The organism is Vibrio wakamikoensis, from assembly GCF_050337275.1.
In the GTDB taxonomy this organism is placed as follows: Bacteria; Pseudomonadota; Gammaproteobacteria; order Enterobacterales; family Vibrionaceae; genus Vibrio; species Vibrio chaetopteri.
In genome coordinates this window covers 98,540-116,879 of sequence record NZ_JAKJST010000024.1, presented here as the reverse complement: position 1 = coordinate 116,879, position 18,340 = coordinate 98,540, and the positions used below count along the sequence as shown (strand labels likewise).

General features: G+C 46.3%; 15 protein-coding genes. 5 read left to right on the top strand and 10 right to left on the bottom strand.

Annotation, left to right across the window (positions count from 1 at the left end):
* Positions 1-94: 94 nt before the first annotated feature.
* Positions 95-1,261 carry a chromate efflux transporter gene (gene chrA, locus L4C42_RS14965; RefSeq protein ID WP_353498727.1) on the bottom strand — a complete coding sequence of 389 codons (1,167 nt, stop codon included), beginning with the start codon at positions 1,259-1,261 and terminating at the stop codon, positions 95-97.
* Positions 1,262-1,409: 148 nt separating this feature from the next.
* Here chrA and L4C42_RS14960 point away from each other — a divergent pair, with 148 nt between their 5' ends.
* Positions 1,410-2,354: a LysR family transcriptional regulator gene (locus tag L4C42_RS14960; protein WP_418641988.1), complete on the top strand. Its 945-nt coding sequence runs from the start codon at positions 1,410-1,412 to the stop codon at positions 2,352-2,354.
* A 55-nt stretch (positions 2,355-2,409) separates the two neighbouring features.
* Here the strand turns inward: L4C42_RS14960 and L4C42_RS14955 are convergent, their stop codons facing one another.
* Positions 2,410-3,753 carry an MATE family efflux transporter gene (locus tag L4C42_RS14955; protein WP_353496943.1) on the bottom strand — a complete coding sequence of 448 codons (1,344 nt, stop codon included), beginning with the start codon at positions 3,751-3,753 and terminating at the stop codon, positions 2,410-2,412.
* Between the two features lie 350 nt (positions 3,754-4,103).
* Between L4C42_RS14955 and L4C42_RS14950 the strand changes: the two genes are divergently transcribed.
* The gene (locus L4C42_RS14950; protein WP_353496942.1) at positions 4,104-5,288 is read left to right on the top strand and encodes an NnrS family protein; all 1,185 of its coding nucleotides are present in this window, start codon (positions 4,104-4,106) and stop codon (positions 5,286-5,288) included.
* Positions 5,289-5,339: 51 nt separating this feature from the next.
* On the opposite strand, the gene asnB is transcribed toward L4C42_RS14950, so the two are convergent.
* The 4 genes from asnB to nagA all read right to left on the bottom strand — a co-directional run bounded on the left by asnB (position 5,340) and on the right by nagA (position 11,257).
* Positions 5,340-7,004, bottom strand: a complete 1,665-nt coding sequence (asnB, locus tag L4C42_RS14945) for an asparagine synthase B (protein WP_112459620.1) — start codon at positions 7,002-7,004, stop codon at positions 5,340-5,342.
* A 214-nt stretch (positions 7,005-7,218) separates the two neighbouring features.
* Complete coding sequence (locus tag L4C42_RS14940) at positions 7,219-8,799, bottom strand: cation:proton antiporter domain-containing protein (protein ID WP_353496941.1); 1,581 nt, start codon at positions 8,797-8,799, stop codon at positions 7,219-7,221.
* A 104-nt stretch (positions 8,800-8,903) separates the two neighbouring features.
* Positions 8,904-10,118: a DNA-binding transcriptional regulator NagC gene (nagC, locus tag L4C42_RS14935; protein ID WP_353496940.1), complete on the bottom strand. Its 1,215-nt coding sequence runs from the start codon at positions 10,116-10,118 to the stop codon at positions 8,904-8,906.
* Positions 10,119-10,120: 2 nt separating this feature from the next.
* Complete coding sequence (nagA, locus tag L4C42_RS14930) at positions 10,121-11,257, bottom strand: N-acetylglucosamine-6-phosphate deacetylase (protein ID WP_353496939.1); 1,137 nt, start codon at positions 11,255-11,257, stop codon at positions 10,121-10,123.
* A gap of 457 nt (positions 11,258-11,714) precedes the next feature.
* Between nagA and nagE the strand changes: the two genes are divergently transcribed.
* Positions 11,715-13,286, top strand: coding sequence for an N-acetylglucosamine-specific PTS transporter subunit IIBC (gene nagE, locus L4C42_RS14925; protein ID WP_353496938.1), 1,572 nt, complete (start codon positions 11,715-11,717; stop codon positions 13,284-13,286).
* Between the two features lie 206 nt (positions 13,287-13,492).
* Positions 13,493-15,160, top strand: a complete 1,668-nt coding sequence (glnS, locus tag L4C42_RS14920) for a glutamine--tRNA ligase (protein ID WP_353496937.1) — start codon at positions 13,493-13,495, stop codon at positions 15,158-15,160.
* Between the two features lie 240 nt (positions 15,161-15,400).
* On the opposite strand, the gene fcrX is transcribed toward glnS, so the two are convergent.
* Entirely contained in the window at positions 15,401-15,847 is a 447-nt protein-coding gene (gene fcrX, locus L4C42_RS14915) for a ferric iron uptake transcriptional regulator FcrX (protein ID WP_353496936.1), read from the bottom strand.
* A 201-nt stretch (positions 15,848-16,048) separates the two neighbouring features.
* Here fcrX and L4C42_RS14910 point away from each other — a divergent pair, with 201 nt between their 5' ends.
* On the top strand, positions 16,049-16,552 hold the full coding sequence (locus L4C42_RS14910) for a DUF4442 domain-containing protein (RefSeq protein WP_353496935.1): 504 nt from the start codon (positions 16,049-16,051) through the stop codon (positions 16,550-16,552).
* A 72-nt stretch (positions 16,553-16,624) separates the two neighbouring features.
* On the opposite strand, the gene fldA is transcribed toward L4C42_RS14910, so the two are convergent.
* The 3 genes from fldA to L4C42_RS14895 form a co-directional block, all read right to left on the bottom strand.
* On the bottom strand, positions 16,625-17,158 hold the full coding sequence (gene fldA, locus L4C42_RS14905) for a flavodoxin FldA (protein WP_112459625.1): 534 nt from the start codon (positions 17,156-17,158) through the stop codon (positions 16,625-16,627).
* A 50-nt stretch (positions 17,159-17,208) separates the two neighbouring features.
* Positions 17,209-17,430, bottom strand: a complete 222-nt coding sequence (locus L4C42_RS14900; protein WP_042496654.1) for a DUF2788 domain-containing protein — start codon at positions 17,428-17,430, stop codon at positions 17,209-17,211.
* Positions 17,431-17,528: 98 nt separating this feature from the next.
* Positions 17,529-18,287, bottom strand: coding sequence for an alpha/beta fold hydrolase (locus tag L4C42_RS14895; protein ID WP_353496934.1), 759 nt, complete (start codon positions 18,285-18,287; stop codon positions 17,529-17,531).
* Between the last annotated feature and the right edge of the window lie 53 nt (positions 18,288-18,340).

The window sequence follows — 18,340 nt, the reverse complement described above, 5'->3', positions numbered from 1 at the left end:
AGTATCACAGGGGGCATTCGCCCCCAATAATTAGTGTAGAAATGCTTTTAATAGGTTGCGAGCTATCACAGCAGTAATCCGCTATAACTTTGATTTAGATTAAATTTGCAACACTTGGCGCCATGAATCCGGCAGCAGCAAAGCAGATGACCATCCAAACGATCGGTAACTTGAACTGCTTCATTAATAGTGCTCCTAATAGCACCCAGCAGAGATCGAGCGGTGTGATGACTGCGCTAGTAAACACCGGTTGATACAGAGCGGACAGCAGCAGTCCCACCACAGCAGCATTGACGCCAACCAATGCACCGGATACAGCAGGAATAGCAGCCAGTTGTTGCCAGTTTTTCAGCACGCCAACAAGCAGTAGAAAGCCAGGCACAAAAACGCCAAGGGTAGCAATGATGGCACCGAGCAAAGGCGCTGACGGCATAAGCTCATAACCGATATAGGTAGCAAAGGTAAACATTGGGCCTGGAACGGCTTGAGCAGCAGCATACCCGGTCAAAAAGGCATCTTGCGTAAGCTGATCGCCAACAATATTTTGCAGCAATGGCAGAACCACATGCCCGCCGCCAAACACTAGACTACCCGCTTGATAAAAATCGGAAAATAGCTGTACCGATGATGAGTATGTGCCAACAAGGGGAAGAGTGAGCAGCAACACAAAAAAGCTTGCAAGTGGTAGCCATGAAAATGAGCGGGTGGCAGAGGCTGGCTTGTCTTTGGTGACATTACCATGGGCGAGATAGCGCACGCCAACAGCTGCAGCAATCACGAGTACCAACACTTGGCTTGCGACGCTTTGAAATAGCAGTAGGGCAATGGCGGTACCGATACATAAAGTGACAGTGAGCGGAGATTTACAGAAATTCCTGTACATACCCCATGCAGCATCGGCCACCACGAGTACAGCCAATAATTTCAAACCATGTACGACATTTTGAAAATAGCTGGATTCAGTAAGCTGGCTACTGAGTACCGCTAGAAGCAACATAAGTATCACGGAAGGTAAGGTGAAGCCCAAAAAAGCCATGATGCCCCCACCAAGGCCAGCGCGTTGATACCCCACGGCAAAACCAACCTGACTCGAGCCGGGGCCTGGGAGGAACTGACTCAGAGCAACGATCTGAGCGTACTCTTCATCACGTAGCCAGCCGAGCTTTTCAACGAAGGTGTTGCGAAAATAGCCAATGTGCGCTGCAGGTCCGCCAAAGCTTACCCAGCCAAGGCCGAAAAAGATTTTGAAGATAGCAAACAGTGATGATTGCTCATTGTCATGTGCTTCGTTTTGCGCAGCGGAAGGTTGAGTAGACACAATATAACCCAATTGATAATCAAATTTTCAGTTGGTACTGATAGTAGAGCCTGAGATATAATGATTCAAATCGATAGTTTTGATATCTACTATGAATAAAATGGGACAAGAAAAACTGGACTGGAAACGTATAGATCTCAACTTACTGATTGTATTTTATCGGCTGTATCAGACACGAAGTGTGTCGCTCGCTGCACAAAAATGCTTTGTCAGTCAGTCTGCGATGAGTCATAGCTTGGCAAAACTGCGTGAACTGTGTGGGGACAAGCTATTTGAGCGCAAAGGGCATCAAATGGTGCCCACTGAGAGAGCGAGTGAGCTATTTCCTGCTGTGGAACAAATCCTTAATCTGGTTGAGCATAAGGTGCTACCTAGCAGTGAGTTTGATCCAAATGAGTATCGAGGGGTGTGTAAAATTGGTTTGACCGATTATGCCGAGTTCATTTTTGGACCCGTGATTTACGATGCCATTTTGTCCGATGCGCCTCATTCTCGAGTTAGCTTTGTCAATGTGAACCGAAACAGCTACAAGCAACTTAGTGAGCAGGAGAGCCTAGATATGATCATTGGTAGCATTCCTGAACTTGATGAGCAGTTTGCAAGTCAGAAGTTGTATACCGAGAAGCATGTCTGCATATATGACCAGTCTATGGTAGATATTGAACAGGTCGATATCGAAACTTTCGTCTCTTTACCTCACTGTTTGGTTAGCCCAGAAGGCGCGTTCTCAAGTAATGTGGACAAGCACTTGGATGCCGTTGGGCTCAGTCGCGCAGTCACTGCGGTATCACGCAACTTTCTTACGATTGGTCGGCTTGTCAGTGGGCGAGCGATGTTTGCCATCGTTCCAGAAAAAATGGCGCAAATCAGTTTGATGCAATCGCACCTTACTGCTGTGCCTCCTCCTGTTCCAGTAGCGGATTTTGATATTTCCCTTATTTGGCCAAAGCAGTCTCAGCTTAACGATAAGGCCAAGTGGCTTAAAGAAGCATTGTATGAATCCATACTGCGTTCGATACGAGAAAGTAATTTGTAGCTCGAGCCATGATGGCTCGAGCTCTTTATTGATAGGTCTAGGGAGTGCGGAAGGACTAGGTCAGCGCAAAGCGTGTCCAAACCTTTGAGCGCCAGCGACGGATCATCACAATCCCACGCAGCCACTCATCCATACCAATTGCTATCCAGGCGCCAAGTATGCCGTAGCCCCAGTGAATACCGAGTAAGTAGGCAAACATAACGGCAACACCCCACATGCTTAAAATACCCATTTGCACCGGGAACTTGATATCACCTGCACCTTTGAGAGCCGCGATAAAGATCAGGTTAGAGACGCGACCAGACTCAACAAAAATAGAACCACCGATGAGAAGTGCGACTAAAGTAACGATCTCTGGATCTTGAGTGAACAGGTCAATCAGTGGGTAGCGGAAGATAAACAAGCTCACCACAATACTGATCGATGCGGCAAGGCCGACGAGATAGTACTTTTGCACGCGATTGAGAATATCATCAGACCAACCTTTCCCTATGAAGTAGCTGGTTTGGATTTGTCCCGCCTGACCGAGCGCTAAGGCAAAAGCAAACGAGACACGCGTGATGTTCTGTGTGTAAGTGAACGCAGCCAATGACGCGGTACCCATTTGCACCACAAAGTAAACAATCGCCATTTGCGCCATGTTATAAGACAGCACTTCGCCAGCGTTCATAACGCCAATCTTAATGATTTTCTTATAAAGCTGATTTGGAATATCGCGCCATGTGGCAAAGGGTAGCTCGATTTTTTTCGCCCGCACCATACCAATCATCAGCAAAGTACCAATCAGTTGACTCACCACCGTTGCGGTAGCCACACCGCTGACGCCAAAGACAGGCAGTCCAAAAGGCTGATACAGGGCGATGTAGTTACCTGCGATGTTAATCACACCGGCGATCAGGTTGATCATCATAGGTGAGCGAGAATAGCCATGACTGCGAAGAATGGTCGTCAGTACAATACCCAGCGTCACGTTAAAGGTCATTGAACCACTGATGATCAGATAATCGTAACCAAAGTCTGCCACCTGCTCTTCTAGGCCAAACAAGGCAATAAAATGCTCGGCACCTAAAAATAGCGCTAAACTCAATCCAAAACCCACAACAAGTGCCAGCAGAATACTCGCGACACCTGTTTGTGCCGCCTCAGCGAATTTGGAGGCACCATTGTATTGAGCGATCAAGATCCCAGTACCACTGCTGACCATCATTGAGATCACAATGAGGAAGAAGCTGATCTGAGTGATCACACCGACAGCAGAAACCGCTTGATCGGAGTAGCCACTTAGCATGAATACGTCGGTGGTATTCAGGGCTGTGCGCAGCAATACCTCGATAAAAATAGGCCACGTCAGCGCAACGATGTTCATTCTATTACTGAGCGCTGAAGCACGGTTCGACATTGTTTTCACCTAGTATTGTTGGGGTTTTGGTTAAATGGGCGGCAAGTTTACTCTCAATGGCTATAAACACAACACAATAATCACAGCAAAAACTGAGTTTGAAATTATTGTCTGTGAAAAAGCGAATTTTGTTCCATTTGGGGTAAGGCGCACGCCGGCGAGGTTACAATAATGTCGGCGATTGAAGTTAAGTCACATGACACCTTTAGAGTCAAAATGACATAAATACACTCCGTGTCAATAGGACTCTTTTTATGACTAGGTACTTTTTACGTATCTGATAATTATAGTTTTTTTAATTGGTACATTTTGTGCTTTAGTCAACAAGATTGGATTATAGAGTGATTGGTATGATTAACATCGTTGATAAAAAGGCAGAAGAAGCCATTCCTGCGTGGCTGCGTTTAGGGTTTCGTCCTTTTTTCTTATTGGGAAGCATCTACGCGGTATTTGCGGTTGTCGCTTGGGTTGTGATGTTTCAGCATGGTCAGCCGAGCGCATTGGCGGTACCTGCCTTGTGGTGGCATGCTCATGAAATGATTTTTGGTTTTTCGATGGCGATTGTGGTTGGTTTTGTGCTCACTGCCGTGCAGACCTGGACGGGAGTGAACGGCACTAAACATTATCGACTGTTGTTATTGGTGGCACTTTGGACGATAACGAGAGTACTATTTTGGACACCGACGCCTTTGTGGCTAATCTCATCGATTGAATCACTTTTCATTGCATTGGTGGCCTATGAAGTCGGCTTTAGAGTCTATCGAGCTAAAGGTTGGCGTAACCTGTTTTTTGTCCCGCTGTTTATGTTGGCTATTTTTGCTAACTTTGCTAGCTACGCAACGATCAAAGGTATGCCGCCATTTAGCTCAAGCGCAGTATGGCAAGCCATGTTGTGGTGGTTTACTTTATTGCTGTCAATAATGGGCGGCCGAGTGATTCCTTTCTTTGCTGCTCGCCGTTTTCAGTATGACAAGCCTCAGCCTATTGTGTGGTTGGAGTGGGGGGCAACTTTGCCGTTGCTGGCCCTGTTTGTATTGAGCTTTTTCCCCCTCTCTTTTGCGACGTTAGGTCAACCATTGATGCTCGTCGCCGGTGTCACTCAGTTGGCTCGTTGGGCTCGATGGAAACCTTGGTTAACTCTCTCTGAACCGCTAGTGTGGTCATTGATGCTGACGTATCTCTGTTTGCCGTTAAGCTTGTTAAGTCGCGGGTTACTCTCTGACGCGTTTGCGTCTCATGCAATGTTGCATCTATTTGCGGTTGGTGCTCTGGGTGGGGTGGTGCTTGCGATGATAAGCCGAGTGACGATGGGGCACACAGGGCGAGCAATATATAAAGGCCCGAATATGACGATTGCTTTTGTTGCCGTAATTGTAGCGGCGGTGATACGTAGTGCTGGCGTAGCCTTGTGGCCGCAGCATATGTTCATTCTTGTCGATGTGAGTGCGGGTCTCTGGACGCTGGCGTTTGCCATGTATGTTTTCTATTTTGGAAAAATGCTCGTGACGCCAAGGGTAGATGGTCATCCAGGTTAAGTTGTAGACACAAAAAAACCAGCCGAGGCTGGTTTTTTTTGTGTCTAGCGATTAGTAAGCGTCGTTATGAACCGTTTGTACCGCGCGGCCCGATGGGTCGACACAGTTTTGGAACGATTCATCCCATTCAATCGCTTTCGCTGAAGAACAAGCGACAGATGGGCCACCCGGTACACATTTCGCTGCTGACTCTAGCGGGAACAACTCTTCAAAGATTTCACGGTATGCATAACCTTCTTTCGTTGTCGGAGTGTTGTATGGGAAGCGGAATGCCGCGGTTTCCATTTGCTGGTCTGTGATCTTAGCTTCCGCCACTTCTTTTAGCGTATCAATCCAGCTGTAACCAACGCCGTCTGAGAACTGCTCTTTTTGACGCCACGCGATAGACTCTGGTAGGTAATGCTCAAAACACTCACGCAGGATGTGTTTTTCCATTTTACCGTTACCACACATCTTGTCTTCTGGGTTGAGACGCATCGCCACATCGATGAACTCTTTGTCTAGGAATGGCACTCGGCCTTCAACGCCCCAAGCTGCTAGAGATTTGTTAGCACGAGCACAGTCGAACATGTTAAGGGCTAGCAGTTTACGAACGGTCTCTTCGTGGAACTCTTTCGCGTTTGGCGCTTTGTGGAAGTAGAGGTAACCACCGAAGATTTCATCAGCACCTTCGCCAGACAGTACCATCTTGATGCCCATTGCTTTGATCTTACGACCCATTAGGAACATTGGTGTGGATGCGCGGATTGTCGTCACGTCGTATGTTTCGATGTGATAGATAACATCACGGATCGCATCCAAGCCTTCTTGAATGGTGTACGTCATTTCGTGGTGTACGGTGCCGATTTGGTCAGCCACTTCGCGAGCCGCTTTCAAGTCAGGTGCACCTTCTAGACCTACCGCAAATGAGTGAAGCTGAGGCCACCATGCTGCAGATTGCTCATCATCTTCAATACGCATAGCTGCAAAACGTTTAGCCACCGCTGAAGTAATAGAAGAATCTAGACCGCCAGAGAGTAGAACGCCGTAAGGTACGTCAGTCATAAGCTGGCGTTTTACTGCTGCTTCAAGCGCTTCAGTTAGCTCCTCCTTGCTGGTGGTGTTGCCTTGCACTGCTGCATATTCGTTCCAGTCACGAATGTAGTAGCGCTGAGGTTCAGCATCTTTAGAGCCGTAGAAACAACCAGGAGGGAACTCGCTGATGGTCTTACAAACAGGCACTAGGGCTTTCATTTCTGATGCCACGTAGTAGTTGCCGTGTTCATCATAACCTTGGTAGAGCGGGATGATACCAATGTGGTCACGACCTACTAGGTACTCATCTTTCTCTTCATCGTAAAGTACGAATGCAAAGATACCGTTTAGTTCTTCAAGAAGGTCTGCACCCATGTCTTGGTAAAGCGCTAGGATAACTTCACAGTCAGAGTCGGTTTGAAACTCGTACTTACCTTCATAGCGTGCACGAATTTCTTTGTGGTTATAGATTTCACCGTTAACAGCAAGGATGTGTTTTTTATCTTGGCTATACAGAGGTTGCGCACCACTGTTTAGACCAACAATCGCTAGACGCTCATGCGCTAGAATTGCTTTATCTGAGGCATAGATACCGGACCAATCTGGGCCACGGTGACGAAGTTTCTTAGACATTTCAAGAGCCACTGGACGTAGGGCTGCGGCATCGCTTTTAATGTCTAAAATACCAAATACTGAACACATACAACTTCCTTTTAGATGAAATTTAACGCTGTTGAGTTCAATTTGCCATCTGCTCAAAAAAAAGCAACCGTGAGGAATGAAAAATAAAATAAAAGTGGAGTCTTTTTAAAATTCATTCACTAAAAACTGATTTATGGTAAATATTTTCTATCTTGGGCTATTTTTTGGCCAGAAAGGAAAAGTCAGCCACTAAAAAGTGGCTGACTGAAGGCGATTATTTAAGGTTAGGTTGTAGCTGTTCACATACGTGGCGAGCAAAACCGCTGCCGGCTTCGCTGTATATGTTAAATGCAGCGCTTACGCCCATCTCTTCGAGTTCAGCAAGTTGGTCTGGGTAAGCTGCAATCGCAGCAACCTGACCTTTAAACTGTTTGGTTTGCAGCAGTTCAAGCGCCGTTTGGTTCCCTTGGTGGTGGGGCATGGCGAGTAAAACCAGTTTTACATGAGCCGTATCGAGTATGCGCTCCCAAAAGTCAGGGTCGGTGGCATCACCTGCTATGACGTTGCGACCTTCTTGCTGATGCTGCTTAGCCGCCTCTTCTCGCACCTCGACGCCGAGACAGACTTTGCCATAACGCTCGAACAGTTCATCGTAGGCACCACTGCCAATACGACCCATACCTAAAATCAACACTTGAGCTTCACCAGGGTTGATAAATTGATCGCGAGTGTTGATATTCTCAGCGGCTTGCTCTTTGAGCCACTTGGCGCTGCGCAGATAAATGGCGTGACCAACACGATTTAGTGGTGCTGAGATGATAAACGACAGCGATACTGCAATGGCGAGTGCGACTAAAATGTCTCCCGAGATCCAACCAAGCTTGAAAGCCAGGCCGCCAACAATTAGACCAAACTCGCTAAAGTTGAATAGCGTGAGCGTGGTAAGAAGGCAGGTGCGAACGCGAAACTTAAAGGCGTTGATGACAACGAAGTAGAGTATGCCTTTGAGTGGCAATAGTAGTACCAGTAACGCACCAAGTATAAAGCCCTGCATGGTGGGTTCGTCGGCCAAGCCAATGTTTAGGAAGAAGCAAACGAGGAATAGCTCTTTTAAATTAAAGAGAGACTTTGACAGCTCGGAGGCTTTGCGATGCGATGCGAGCAACATGCCAAGGATTAGCGCTCCTAAATCCGCTTTCATCCCAACAAGTTCGAACAGACCGGCTCCCATCACTAGCGCAAAGAAAATACCGCTTAGTACCAGCATTTCGCCGTGGCCGGCTTTATCAAGGAACTTAAACATCAGCGGGCGCAGTAGCGGCAAGCCAAACAGTGCGATGGCATACCATTCTGGGAATTTACCAGTGGAAGCAGTCAAGAAAACCACCGCGAAGATATCTTGCATAACCAAGATACCGATAGCGAGCGTGCCGTAGGTAGCGTTCATTTCGCCTTTTTCCTGCAAGGTTTTGACGGCAAATACGGTACTCGAGAAGGATAGGGCAAAGCCAAGCAGAATGAGTTGGTTGATGTCTAGGCTGGCAAGGCTAGTCACTCCTAGGAACTTAAGCCCCAGCAATAACAGTGCGAACAATAATGTGGACAGTAAGTTATGCACTGTGGCACCTGCCCATATCTCTTTGGACAGTAAGGTCTTAATATCGAGCTTCAGGCCAATGGTAAACAGCAATAGCGTCACACCAAGATCGGCAAGAGTGGTAATAGTGGGGGTCGACTCAAAGCCAAAGTCATGCAAAAGGAAACCAGCGAGCAGGAAGCCCACTAAAGGGGGGAGTTGGCATTTGAGTGCGAGAAAGCCTGCGACGAAGGCGACAGTGATGAGAATTAATTCCATATATTTTTTATTAACTATCCACGATAAAAAAGACCGCACGATTGTGCGGCCTATATTCTACTCGAAATTGTCTTCAGCGTGCTGAGTTATTTCGCAACATTTGTTCAATCTTCAAGGAGTTTTTGTAACAAAACGCCGTTAAGCATAGCTCGCTTGATCATCGCAAAAGCGCCCATCGTTGGTTGCTTATCAATTTCAGACGCCACAATCGGAAGGTCAGTGTGGAAGGTCGTCAGAGATTGGTTTTCAACGTTACGACGAATAGCCGGGAATACAATGTCTTTCGCCATGGTGATGTCACCAGCGATGATCACTTTTTGTGGATTGAACAAGTTAATCGTGATGGCAATGGCTTTACCGAGCTGGTTGCCCACGCGAACCAGGCTTTGTTTCGCCAGTTCGTCACCATTGAGTGCGTGTGAGCAGATATCTTCAATGGTGATGTGCTCTTTGAGCGCCAGTGTTGACTCGTAGCCTTGATCGATCAGTGTGCGCACGCGCTTAACGATAGAAGGATTTGATGCGACTGTTTCAAGACAGCCAAAGTTGCCACATTGACATTGCTCACCGAGCGGATCAATTTGGATGTGCCCAATTTCACCGACGTTGCGGTTATGGCCTAGGAATACTTGACCGTTAACGATAATACCTGCACCGGTACCACGGTGAACACTGACCAGGATTGAATCTTGGCAATCGCGGCTCGCACCAAAGTAATGTTCGGCTAGCGCAAGGCCACGCACATCGTTACCAACAAAACACTCGACTTTGAAATGCTGTTTGACCAGATCGGCGAGCTCAAGTTTATCGATGTCGGTATTCGGTACGTACTCGACCACACCTGTTGTCGGGTTAACCAAACCAGGCAGAGTGACGCCAATAGCAATCAACTGTTCGATTTTAGGGCTGTGCTCTTTTAGGAACTCACGCAGCTCAACAAGTAAGCCTTCGCTTAGCTCGTTTTGATTGGTGTAGTACAGCTCTTTGTGAGAAAACGCGAGCTCTTTGCCACCTAGGTCATACAAAGAAAATGAGATGTAGTCTCGACCTAAGCGAACCGCTACTGAGTGAAATGGCTCCACAGCGGTTGTGAGGGAGATAGCGCGACGGCCGCCGGTTGAAGCTTGCTGAGCGACCTCTTTAATGAGGCCGCGCTCAAGCAGTTGGCGGGTAATTTTGGTAACGCTCGCAGGCGCCAGCTGGCTGACATCTGCAACTTGAATACGCGAAATAGGCCCTTGCTGGTCTATCAAACGGTAAACCGCTGCGCTATTGAGTTGTTTTACTAAATCTACGTTACCTATTTGTCCGCCATTCATGCTTAATTTTGCTCGTATTGTCCGTTAACAACCGTGCCTTGAACATTGAAGTCTCTATCAAATACCGTCAGGTTAGCCACCATGCCGTTTCTGATGCGACCAAGTTTATTGTCGACCCCCATGGCTTTTGCTGGGTAGAGCGTTGCCATGCGAAGAGCTTCGTCCAAAGCGATACCAGCGTGTTCAACTGTATTTTGAACCGCTTCTATCATGGTCAGTGCGCTGCCACCTAGGGTGCCGTTTTCATCTACGCACTTACCATCTTTGTAATATACTTTCTTACCGACAAAAATAAAGTATTCCATGTCAGCACCCGCTGGAGCTGTGGCATCCGTCACTAATACGAGCTTTTCACCCTTCACTTTATGCGCGATGCGAATATTAGCGTAATCCACGTGGAAACCATCAGCAATGATGCCCGCGTATACGTCAGATGAGTCGTAGATTGCACCTACAACACCGGGTTCGCGGCCTGTCATTGGCGTCATCGCATTGAACAGGTGAGTGGCGAATGTGATACCTGCATCAAAACCTTTACGCGCTTCTTCATAAGTGGCGTTGGTGTGACCGATAGAGACAACAATACCTGCGTCACGAAGCTTCTCGATATGCTCTGGAGCATTTTGCTCAGGCGCTAGCGTTACTTTGGCAACCAAATCACGGTGCTCGCAGATCAAATCAATCATCGCTTCATCAGATTGGCGAATGAAGTCCGGGCTGTGGATGCCTTTTTTCGCTACATTTAGGTAAGGACCTTCAAGGTGCAGACCTAGAGAGTGATTTTGGTACTGGTTGTGGTAGTCGCGCGCCGCGGATAGAGCTTGACGCATGTTCTCATCAGAAGATGTGATAAGCGTTGGTAGGAAGCTAGTACAACCAGATTTTAGGTTGGCTCTATGCATGATATGAATGGTTTCTGCTGTGATCTCGTCATTAAACATCACACCACCACATCCGTTGAGCTGTAGGTCAATGAAACCTGGGCTTAGGTTCGCACCGTTAAGGTCGATACGCTCAATAGAGGCAGACAGCTCTGATTCGTGGACGATAGATTGGATGGTGTCGCCATCAATGATCACCGCATGATTGGTCAGAACATCAGTACCTGTGAAGACCTTACCGTTCGTTAATGCATACATAGTTAGTGAATCCTTGTGTTGTATTCTCTCTAGCCCGTTACGACGCAGTGCTTGAATCATATTGATTTATAGCTCTTAGTAACGAAACAAATTTTTAGTCAGCAAGTTGTAAATAGTTAAAGTAATCAAAGTAACTCAATGATTACATGAGAGTTATTATCGTTTTTTAGCGTTTTAATACGGTATAAAACTTGATTTATATCGCAATTTAACTGCTTGTGTTTGCAACTCTCATGGCCAGAATCCTACTTAGATTTGGCTATTTTTTCGTATGATAAAATAAGTTTTATGATCTCGCTAGCAAAAAGCCTGTATTTTGGCAAAAACTGGTGATTAGGATCACAATTGATAAGGTTTTAATTTGCGGGGCGAATTTAATTCCATACACTGAATAGGACTAAATTGAACGGCTAAAATAAGTCGTCCAAAAATTTAAATCCTATAGGGGGAACTTAAGGTGAATATTCTAGGATATGCGCAGAAGCTAGGTAAGGCATTGATGCTACCTATCGCAACGCTACCAATTGCGGCGCTTCTACTACGTTTGGGTCAAGGCGACCTTTTAGACATTCCATTTATGGCACAAGCTGGTGGTGCGATCTTCGGCCAATTGCCTCTTCTTTTCGGTCTAGGTATTGCAATTGGTCTTTCTAAAGATGGTAACGGTGCAGCAGGTCTTGCTGGTGCGGTTGCTTACTTCGTACTGACAGCAACAGCAACAACTATCAACGCTGACGTAAACATGTCGTTCTTCGGCGGTATCTTCGCAGGTATCATCGCAGGTCACTGTTACAACGCGTTCCACGCAACTCGTCTGCCTGAGTGGCTAGCATTCTTCTCTGGTAAGCGACTTGTACCTATCATGGCAGGTCTGTTTGCTCTAGTCGCAGGTGCGGTATCCGGTGTGGTTTGGCCTTCAATCCAAGGTGGCCTAGACGCGCTAGCACATGCAGTATCTACATCTGGCGCAGTTGGCCAATTCGTATACGGTACACTCAACCGTGCACTTATCCCTGTAGGTCTACACCACGTACTAAACTCGTACTTCTGGTTCGGCATGGGTACATGTCAAGAAGTTCTAGTAACTGGCGCTCAAGCTGCTGGTCAAGCACTTCCTGCACTACAACAGCTTTGTGTTGACCCTGCTCTTGCTAAGACTCTAGTCGCTGGTCAGTCTCACACATTCGAATTTGCTAACTCAGTAACGCCTGAAATCACTGCAACAGTGAAAGAAGTAACTGAAACAGTTAAGTCTGGTGACCTACACCGCTACTTCGGCGGCGACAAAGGCGCTGGCGTATTCATGAACGGCTTCTTCCCTGTAATGATGTTTGGTCTACCAGGTGCGGCACTAGCAATGTACCTAGCAGCACCAGCTGAAAAACGCAGCCAAGTTGGTGGCGCTCTATTCTCAGTAGCTTTCTGTTCTTTCCTAACAGGTATCACTGAGCCACTAGAATTCATGTTCGTATTCCTAGCTCCAGCTCTATACGCAATGCACGCAGTATTTACTGGTCTTGCTCTAGTGGTTGCTAACATGTTCGGTACGCTACACGGCTTCGGCTTCTCTGCAGGTCTAATCGACTTTATCCTAAACTGGGGTCTAGCAACTAAGCCATTCGTACTACTACTAATCGGTCTAGCATTCGGTGCTCTATACTTCTTCACATTCAGCTTCGCAATCCGCGCATTCAACCTGAAGTCGCCTGGTCGTGAAGACGATGACGAAGCAGTAGAAGTTGCAGCTGGTGAAGGCAAAAGCGGTGACCTAGCTCGCCAATACCTAAAAGCTCTAGGTGGTCACGATAACCTAACGTCTATCGATGCTTGTATCACTCGTCTACGTCTAACGCTTAAAGACCGCTCTGTTGCTGACGAGAAGGTTCTTAAGAAACTAGGTGCTAAAGGTGTGGTTAAACTAGGTGAAAACAACCTACAAGTTATCCTTGGCCCTCTAGCAGAAATCATCGCTGGCGAAATGAAGTCTATCGGCGCTGGTGAAGACCTATCAGAAGTGAAACTGCCATAATCACTCTCTGACTCATTGACTTCCATACCAAAGCCTCTCTCCCGAGAGGCTTTTTTTATGCCTTCCGAACCTTGCGAATCACCTGTCTATAAATCAGTACTAAAATAATCTAATGAAAATGCGAGTTCTTGTTGAGGTTTCTCAAAGAATTGTGGATCATTAGCGTTTATATATCTGACAATACTTAAAACATAGAGGTGTTATAGATGAGTGAAGCTGAGGCTCGTCCATCGAACTTTATTCGCCAAATCATTGATAAAGATTTAGCGGATGGCAAGCATACTAGCGTGCATACTCGTTTCCCGCCGGAGCCAAATGGCTACCTGCACATCGGTCACGCAAAATCTATTTGTTTGAACTTCGGTATTGCTCAGGACTATCAGGGTCAGTGCAACTTGCGCTTTGATGACACCAACCCTGAAAAAGAAGACGTTGAATACGTTGAGTCAATTAAGAATGATGTAAGCTGGTTGGGCTTCGATTGGTCTGGTGAAGTGTGCTATTCATCAAACTACTTCGACAAGCTCTACGAGTATGCGGTTGAATTAATTAACAAAGGCTTAGCGTACGTTGACGAGCTAAGTCCAGAGCAGATCCGCGAGTACCGTGGTACGCTAACCGCACCAGGTAAGCCAAGCCCTTACCGCGACCGTTCAATTGAAGAAAACCTAGCGCTGTTTGAGAAAATGCGTGACGGCGGCTTCAAAGAAGCTACGGCATGTCTACGTGCAAAAATCGATATGGGCTCATCGTTCATGGTGATGCGCGATCCTGTTCTATATCGTGTTCGCTTTGCTGAACACCATCAAACAGGTGACAAGTGGTGCATCTATCCGATGTATGACTTCACTCACTGTATCTCAGATGCGCTAGAAGGCATTACGCACTCACTATGTACGCTTGAGTTCCAAGACAACCGTCGTCTATACGATTGGGTACTTGAGAACATCACTATCGATTGTCAGCCTCGTCAGTATGAGTTCAGCCGACTAAACCTTGAATACACAGTGATGTCTAAGCGCAAGCTAAACCAACTTGTAACTGAGAAATTGGTTCACGGTTGGGATGACCCACGCATGCCGACGATCTCTGGTCTGCGTCGCCGCGGCTTTACTCCTTCATCAATTCGTGAGTTCTGTAAGCGTATTGGTGTGACTAAGCAGGAAAACATGATCGAGTTTGGTTCTCTAGAATCCTGTATTCGTGAAGACCTCAACGAGAACGCACCTCGTGCGATGGCGGTACTTGACCCTGTTAAGATTGTTATCGAAAACTACGAAGGCGAAGGTGAGACGTTAACGCTTGCTAACCATCCAAATAAAGAAGAAATGGGTACTCGCGAAGTTCCATTTACTCGTGAAGTTTGGATTGAACGTGAAGACTTCCGCGAAGAAGCGAACAAGAAGTACAAGCGTTTGGTGCTAGGTAAAGAAGTTCGTCTACGTGGCGCGTATGTGATCAAAGCTGAGCGTATAGAGAAAGATGACGCGGGTAATATCACGACTATCTTCTGTAGCTACGATCCAGAAACGCTAGGTAAAAACCCAGCAGACGGCCGTAAAGTGAAAGGCGTTATCCATTGGGTATCAGCGGATAAAGGTCTTCCTGCAGAGATTCGTCAATACGATCGTCTGTTTACCGTAGCAAACCCGGCAGCGGCAGATAACTTTGCTGAAACCATCAACCCAGATTCACTGGTTGTAATTAACGGCTTCGTTGAGCCAAGCTTGGCAGTAGCGAAAGCGGAGCAAGGTTACCAGTTTGAGCGTATGGGTTACTTCTGTGCGGATTCTAAAGATTCTACTGCTGAGTCTTTGGTTTTTAACCGTACGGTTGGTCTTCGTGATACTTGGGCGAAGATTGAAGGGAAGTAGGTTTAAGAGCTTGTAGAGCTTACTCCCTCTAACTCCCCCTTATTAAGGGGGAGAACCACTGCTCGTTACTAACGTAACATTGCACTTTTTATAAGGCGATGCGCAGCGAGCCTATGGTCCCTCCCCTTAAAAGCGGGGCGCGTAGCCGGGAGGCTAGGAGGGGTAAAAAACAGCACTCACCAAACCCAACCCACAAAAAAACCAGCCATTAGGCTGGTTTTTTTGTATCAAAATAAAGACTTACTTAGGCTTATGTGCCTTAGGGTCAGTCTTACACGCACCGCCAATACACTTACCATATAGGTATAAGCTGTGGTTAGTCAGCTCAATGTTGTATTTTGCTGCGATCTCTTGCTGACGAGTCTCGATAAGGTCATCAGAGAATTCAATCACTTCACCACAGTCTAGGCAGACTAGATGGTCGTGGTGATGTTGAGTTGATAGTTCAAATACTGACTTACCACCTTCAAAGTGGTGGCGAGTAACAATGCCAGCATCATCAAATTGGTTAAGTACGCGATAAACTGTCGCTAGACCGATCTCTTCGCCAAGGTCGATAAGCTTTTTATACAAGTCTTCTGCGCTAATGTGTTGGTACTCTGGCTTCTGCAGTACTTCTAAAATTTTTAGTCGAGGCAACGTGACCTTCAGTCCCGCGTCCTTAAGTGCCTTGTTATTGTCTGACATAAACTTTCCTGTGATGATCTGCAGCAATAAACAGATTTCATGTATCCGTCCATTATAGGGTACTAGCGCGTAACAATAAACCGTGAAGTTCAAAGGGTTACTAACTATTAACATAGAAGTGGAACTGTGTCACTTTACAAACACGTCTGACCAGTTACAATCTGTTTACATTTAATGGACTTGCAGTAATGGATGAATCAGATGGATAAACGACTCGCCAAAATATACAAACCTAAGTACGTTAAGTTCGCGCTGAACATCTGGCCACCTTTTTGGGGAGCGGGCATCCGTATAGAGGAGATCAGTGATGATTTTCGCAGTGTCAAAGTGCGTTTGAAATTGCGATGGTGGAACAAAAACGCCAATCGTTCTCAGTTTGGTGGCAGCATTTTTTCAATGACGGATCCTATTTACTCATTGATGTTAATGGGGATTTTACGTGAGCAATATTATGTTTGGGATAAGGAAGCGAGCATTGACTTCATTAAGCCGGGGTTTTCTGATTTGCGGGCAGAGTTTGTCATTAGCCAAGATATGCTAGAGGACATTTTGAAGAGCACTCAGACAGGTGAGAAGTGTTTTCCTGAGTTTGTCAGTCATATTCAAAATGACAAAGGTGAGATAGTGTCGACTATCCAGCGTAAGCTCTACATTCGTAAAAAGGCGCAGTTCCGGGATGTGGAGTCAGAGTCGGTTAATGCCTAGACGTAAGGTTTGTTGTTGCCATATTCAGATACAAAAAAACCTCCGTTAGGAGGTTTTTTTAAAGCGTAGAGATTAGTCTTCTAGCTCAGCTAGGCACATCTCTTCGTAAATCTGCTTAGTCCAGTTTGATACGCGTTCGTCAGTAAGCTCTGGCTGGCGATCTTCATCGATACATAGACCAACAAATTGAGATTCATCACCCTCAACTAGCGCTTTAGATGCTTCAAACTCGTAACCTTCAGTTGGTGTGTAGCCGATGATCGTGCCGCCTTTCGCTTCAACGATGTCACGCACTGTGCCCATCGCATCACAGAAATACTCTGCGTAATCTTCTTGGTCACCACAGCCAAAAATAGCTACTAGCTTAGTTGAGAAGTCGATGCCTTCAAGTTCTGGGAAGAAGTCATCCCAATCTGCTTGTGCTTCGCCGTAGTACCAAGTTGGGATGCCAAGTAGAAGAAGATCGAAGTTGTCGATGTCTTCTTTGCTGCTTTTAGCAATGTCTTGAACGTGAACGAGCTGTTTACCCAATTGTTTTTGGATCATCTTTGCAATAGCTTCTGTGTTGCCAGTATCGCTACCAAAGAATAGACCTACACTTGCCATAAATTCAGTACCTTTTTATCTGTCTTCGTTGGACTCAGGAATGGAGGTAATTAGCCTAGTCCTGTACCTTCCCAGCTTAGCTGAATAATGCCTTTCGCGACAAAACCTGCACAGCCTAAGAACAGTACAAGCCACACAATACGTCGACCAAACACCGGGACATTGCCTTGTTTTAGTACATCTTTGATTGCCATGCCGATCAGAAAAAAGATCGATGCAAACAACAGATCCAAACCAATGGACTCGAGTTTATCTATATAGTCGTAAAGCATGGTATTCCTTTGTGCCAATATGCTTGCGCGGAACTATACCATTGTTGCTCGGTAAAGTTAATCCATGGAAATCAACCTGCTTACGATGTAGGTCAAAATTAAATGAATTTGCGTATCGCACGTAGCACTTCGTTAGGCTTTTCTGCATGCAGCCAGTGTCCGGTATTGGCAACAATGTGCACCTTAACTTGCGCAAACTGCTGTTGTACTTGTGCTTGATGATCGACTTGCAGGTAATCGGAATCCGCACCTTTAAGAAACAAAACGGGTGTGTCGGTTTTGCTGATTGGCTGCCAGTCTAGAATGTTCCAGTAATTTTTCTCCAACCCTTTAAGGTTAAAGCGCCACTCCATATGCTCACCTGCATTGTATAGTGACTTACCCAAGAACTGACGCACGCCCTCTATTTCAATATGTTCACTCATGACTGCCATGGCGTCGACGCGAGTCTTCGGAGTTTGCTGACAGACTGCGTTGAGGCCGGCGAGCACATTATCGTGACGGCGGATGGTGTATTTAACTGGGGACATGTCCATCACCACAAGCTTCTCAATCGGGTAATCAAAGTCACACAGTTTCATGGCGACTTTGCCGCCCATTGAGTGGCCGATAATAATAGGCCTTTCGACGTTGAGATCTTCTAGTAACGTGATGATATCACTCGCCATTAATGCATAATCGTGATCGTTACTATGAAATGAGCGACCATGATTTCTGAGATCAACACTAATGACATCATGATCCTGTTTCAGTTCTCTGGCGAGCACGCCAAGATTATTCAAGTCACCAAACAGTCCATGGATTAGAACGACTGGTGTACCTTGACCTTCTCTTTTGTAGTTTAATAAAGCTGACATTTTCTGTTATTCGTGATGTGTTTAACGTGGAGGTTCATCGCGGAACTCGTTAT

Excerpts from the sequence above, each read along its gene's own strand:
- fcrX (WP_353496936.1), bottom strand. The coding sequence starts at position 15,847 with ATGTCAGACAATAACAAGGCACTTAAGGACGCGGGACTGAAGGTCACG.
- nagA (WP_353496939.1), bottom strand. The coding sequence starts at position 11,257 with ATGTATGCATTAACGAACGGTAAGGTCTTCACAGGTACTGATGTTCTG.
- L4C42_RS14910 (WP_353496935.1), top strand. The coding sequence starts at position 16,049 with ATGGATAAACGACTCGCCAAAATATACAAACCTAAGTACGTTAAGTTC.
- L4C42_RS14940 (WP_353496941.1), bottom strand. The coding sequence starts at position 8,799 with ATGGAATTAATTCTCATCACTGTCGCCTTCGTCGCAGGCTTTCTCGCA.
- asnB (WP_112459620.1), bottom strand. The coding sequence starts at position 7,004 with ATGTGTTCAGTATTTGGTATTTTAGACATTAAAAGCGATGCCGCAGCC.
- fldA (WP_112459625.1), bottom strand. The coding sequence starts at position 17,158 with ATGGCAAGTGTAGGTCTATTCTTTGGTAGCGATACTGGCAACACAGAA.
- L4C42_RS14895 (WP_353496934.1), bottom strand. The coding sequence starts at position 18,287 with ATGTCAGCTTTATTAAACTACAAAAGAGAAGGTCAAGGTACACCAGTC.
- glnS (WP_353496937.1), top strand. The coding sequence starts at position 13,493 with ATGAGTGAAGCTGAGGCTCGTCCATCGAACTTTATTCGCCAAATCATT.
- L4C42_RS14960 (WP_418641988.1), top strand. The coding sequence starts at position 1,410 with ATGAATAAAATGGGACAAGAAAAACTGGACTGGAAACGTATAGATCTC.
- L4C42_RS14955 (WP_353496943.1), bottom strand. The coding sequence starts at position 3,753 with ATGTCGAACCGTGCTTCAGCGCTCAGTAATAGAATGAACATCGTTGCG.
- L4C42_RS14950 (WP_353496942.1), top strand. The coding sequence starts at position 4,104 with ATGATTAACATCGTTGATAAAAAGGCAGAAGAAGCCATTCCTGCGTGG.
- nagC (WP_353496940.1), bottom strand. The coding sequence starts at position 10,118 with ATGAATGGCGGACAAATAGGTAACGTAGATTTAGTAAAACAACTCAAT.
- L4C42_RS14900 (WP_042496654.1), bottom strand. The coding sequence starts at position 17,430 with ATGCTTTACGACTATATAGATAAACTCGAGTCCATTGGTTTGGATCTG.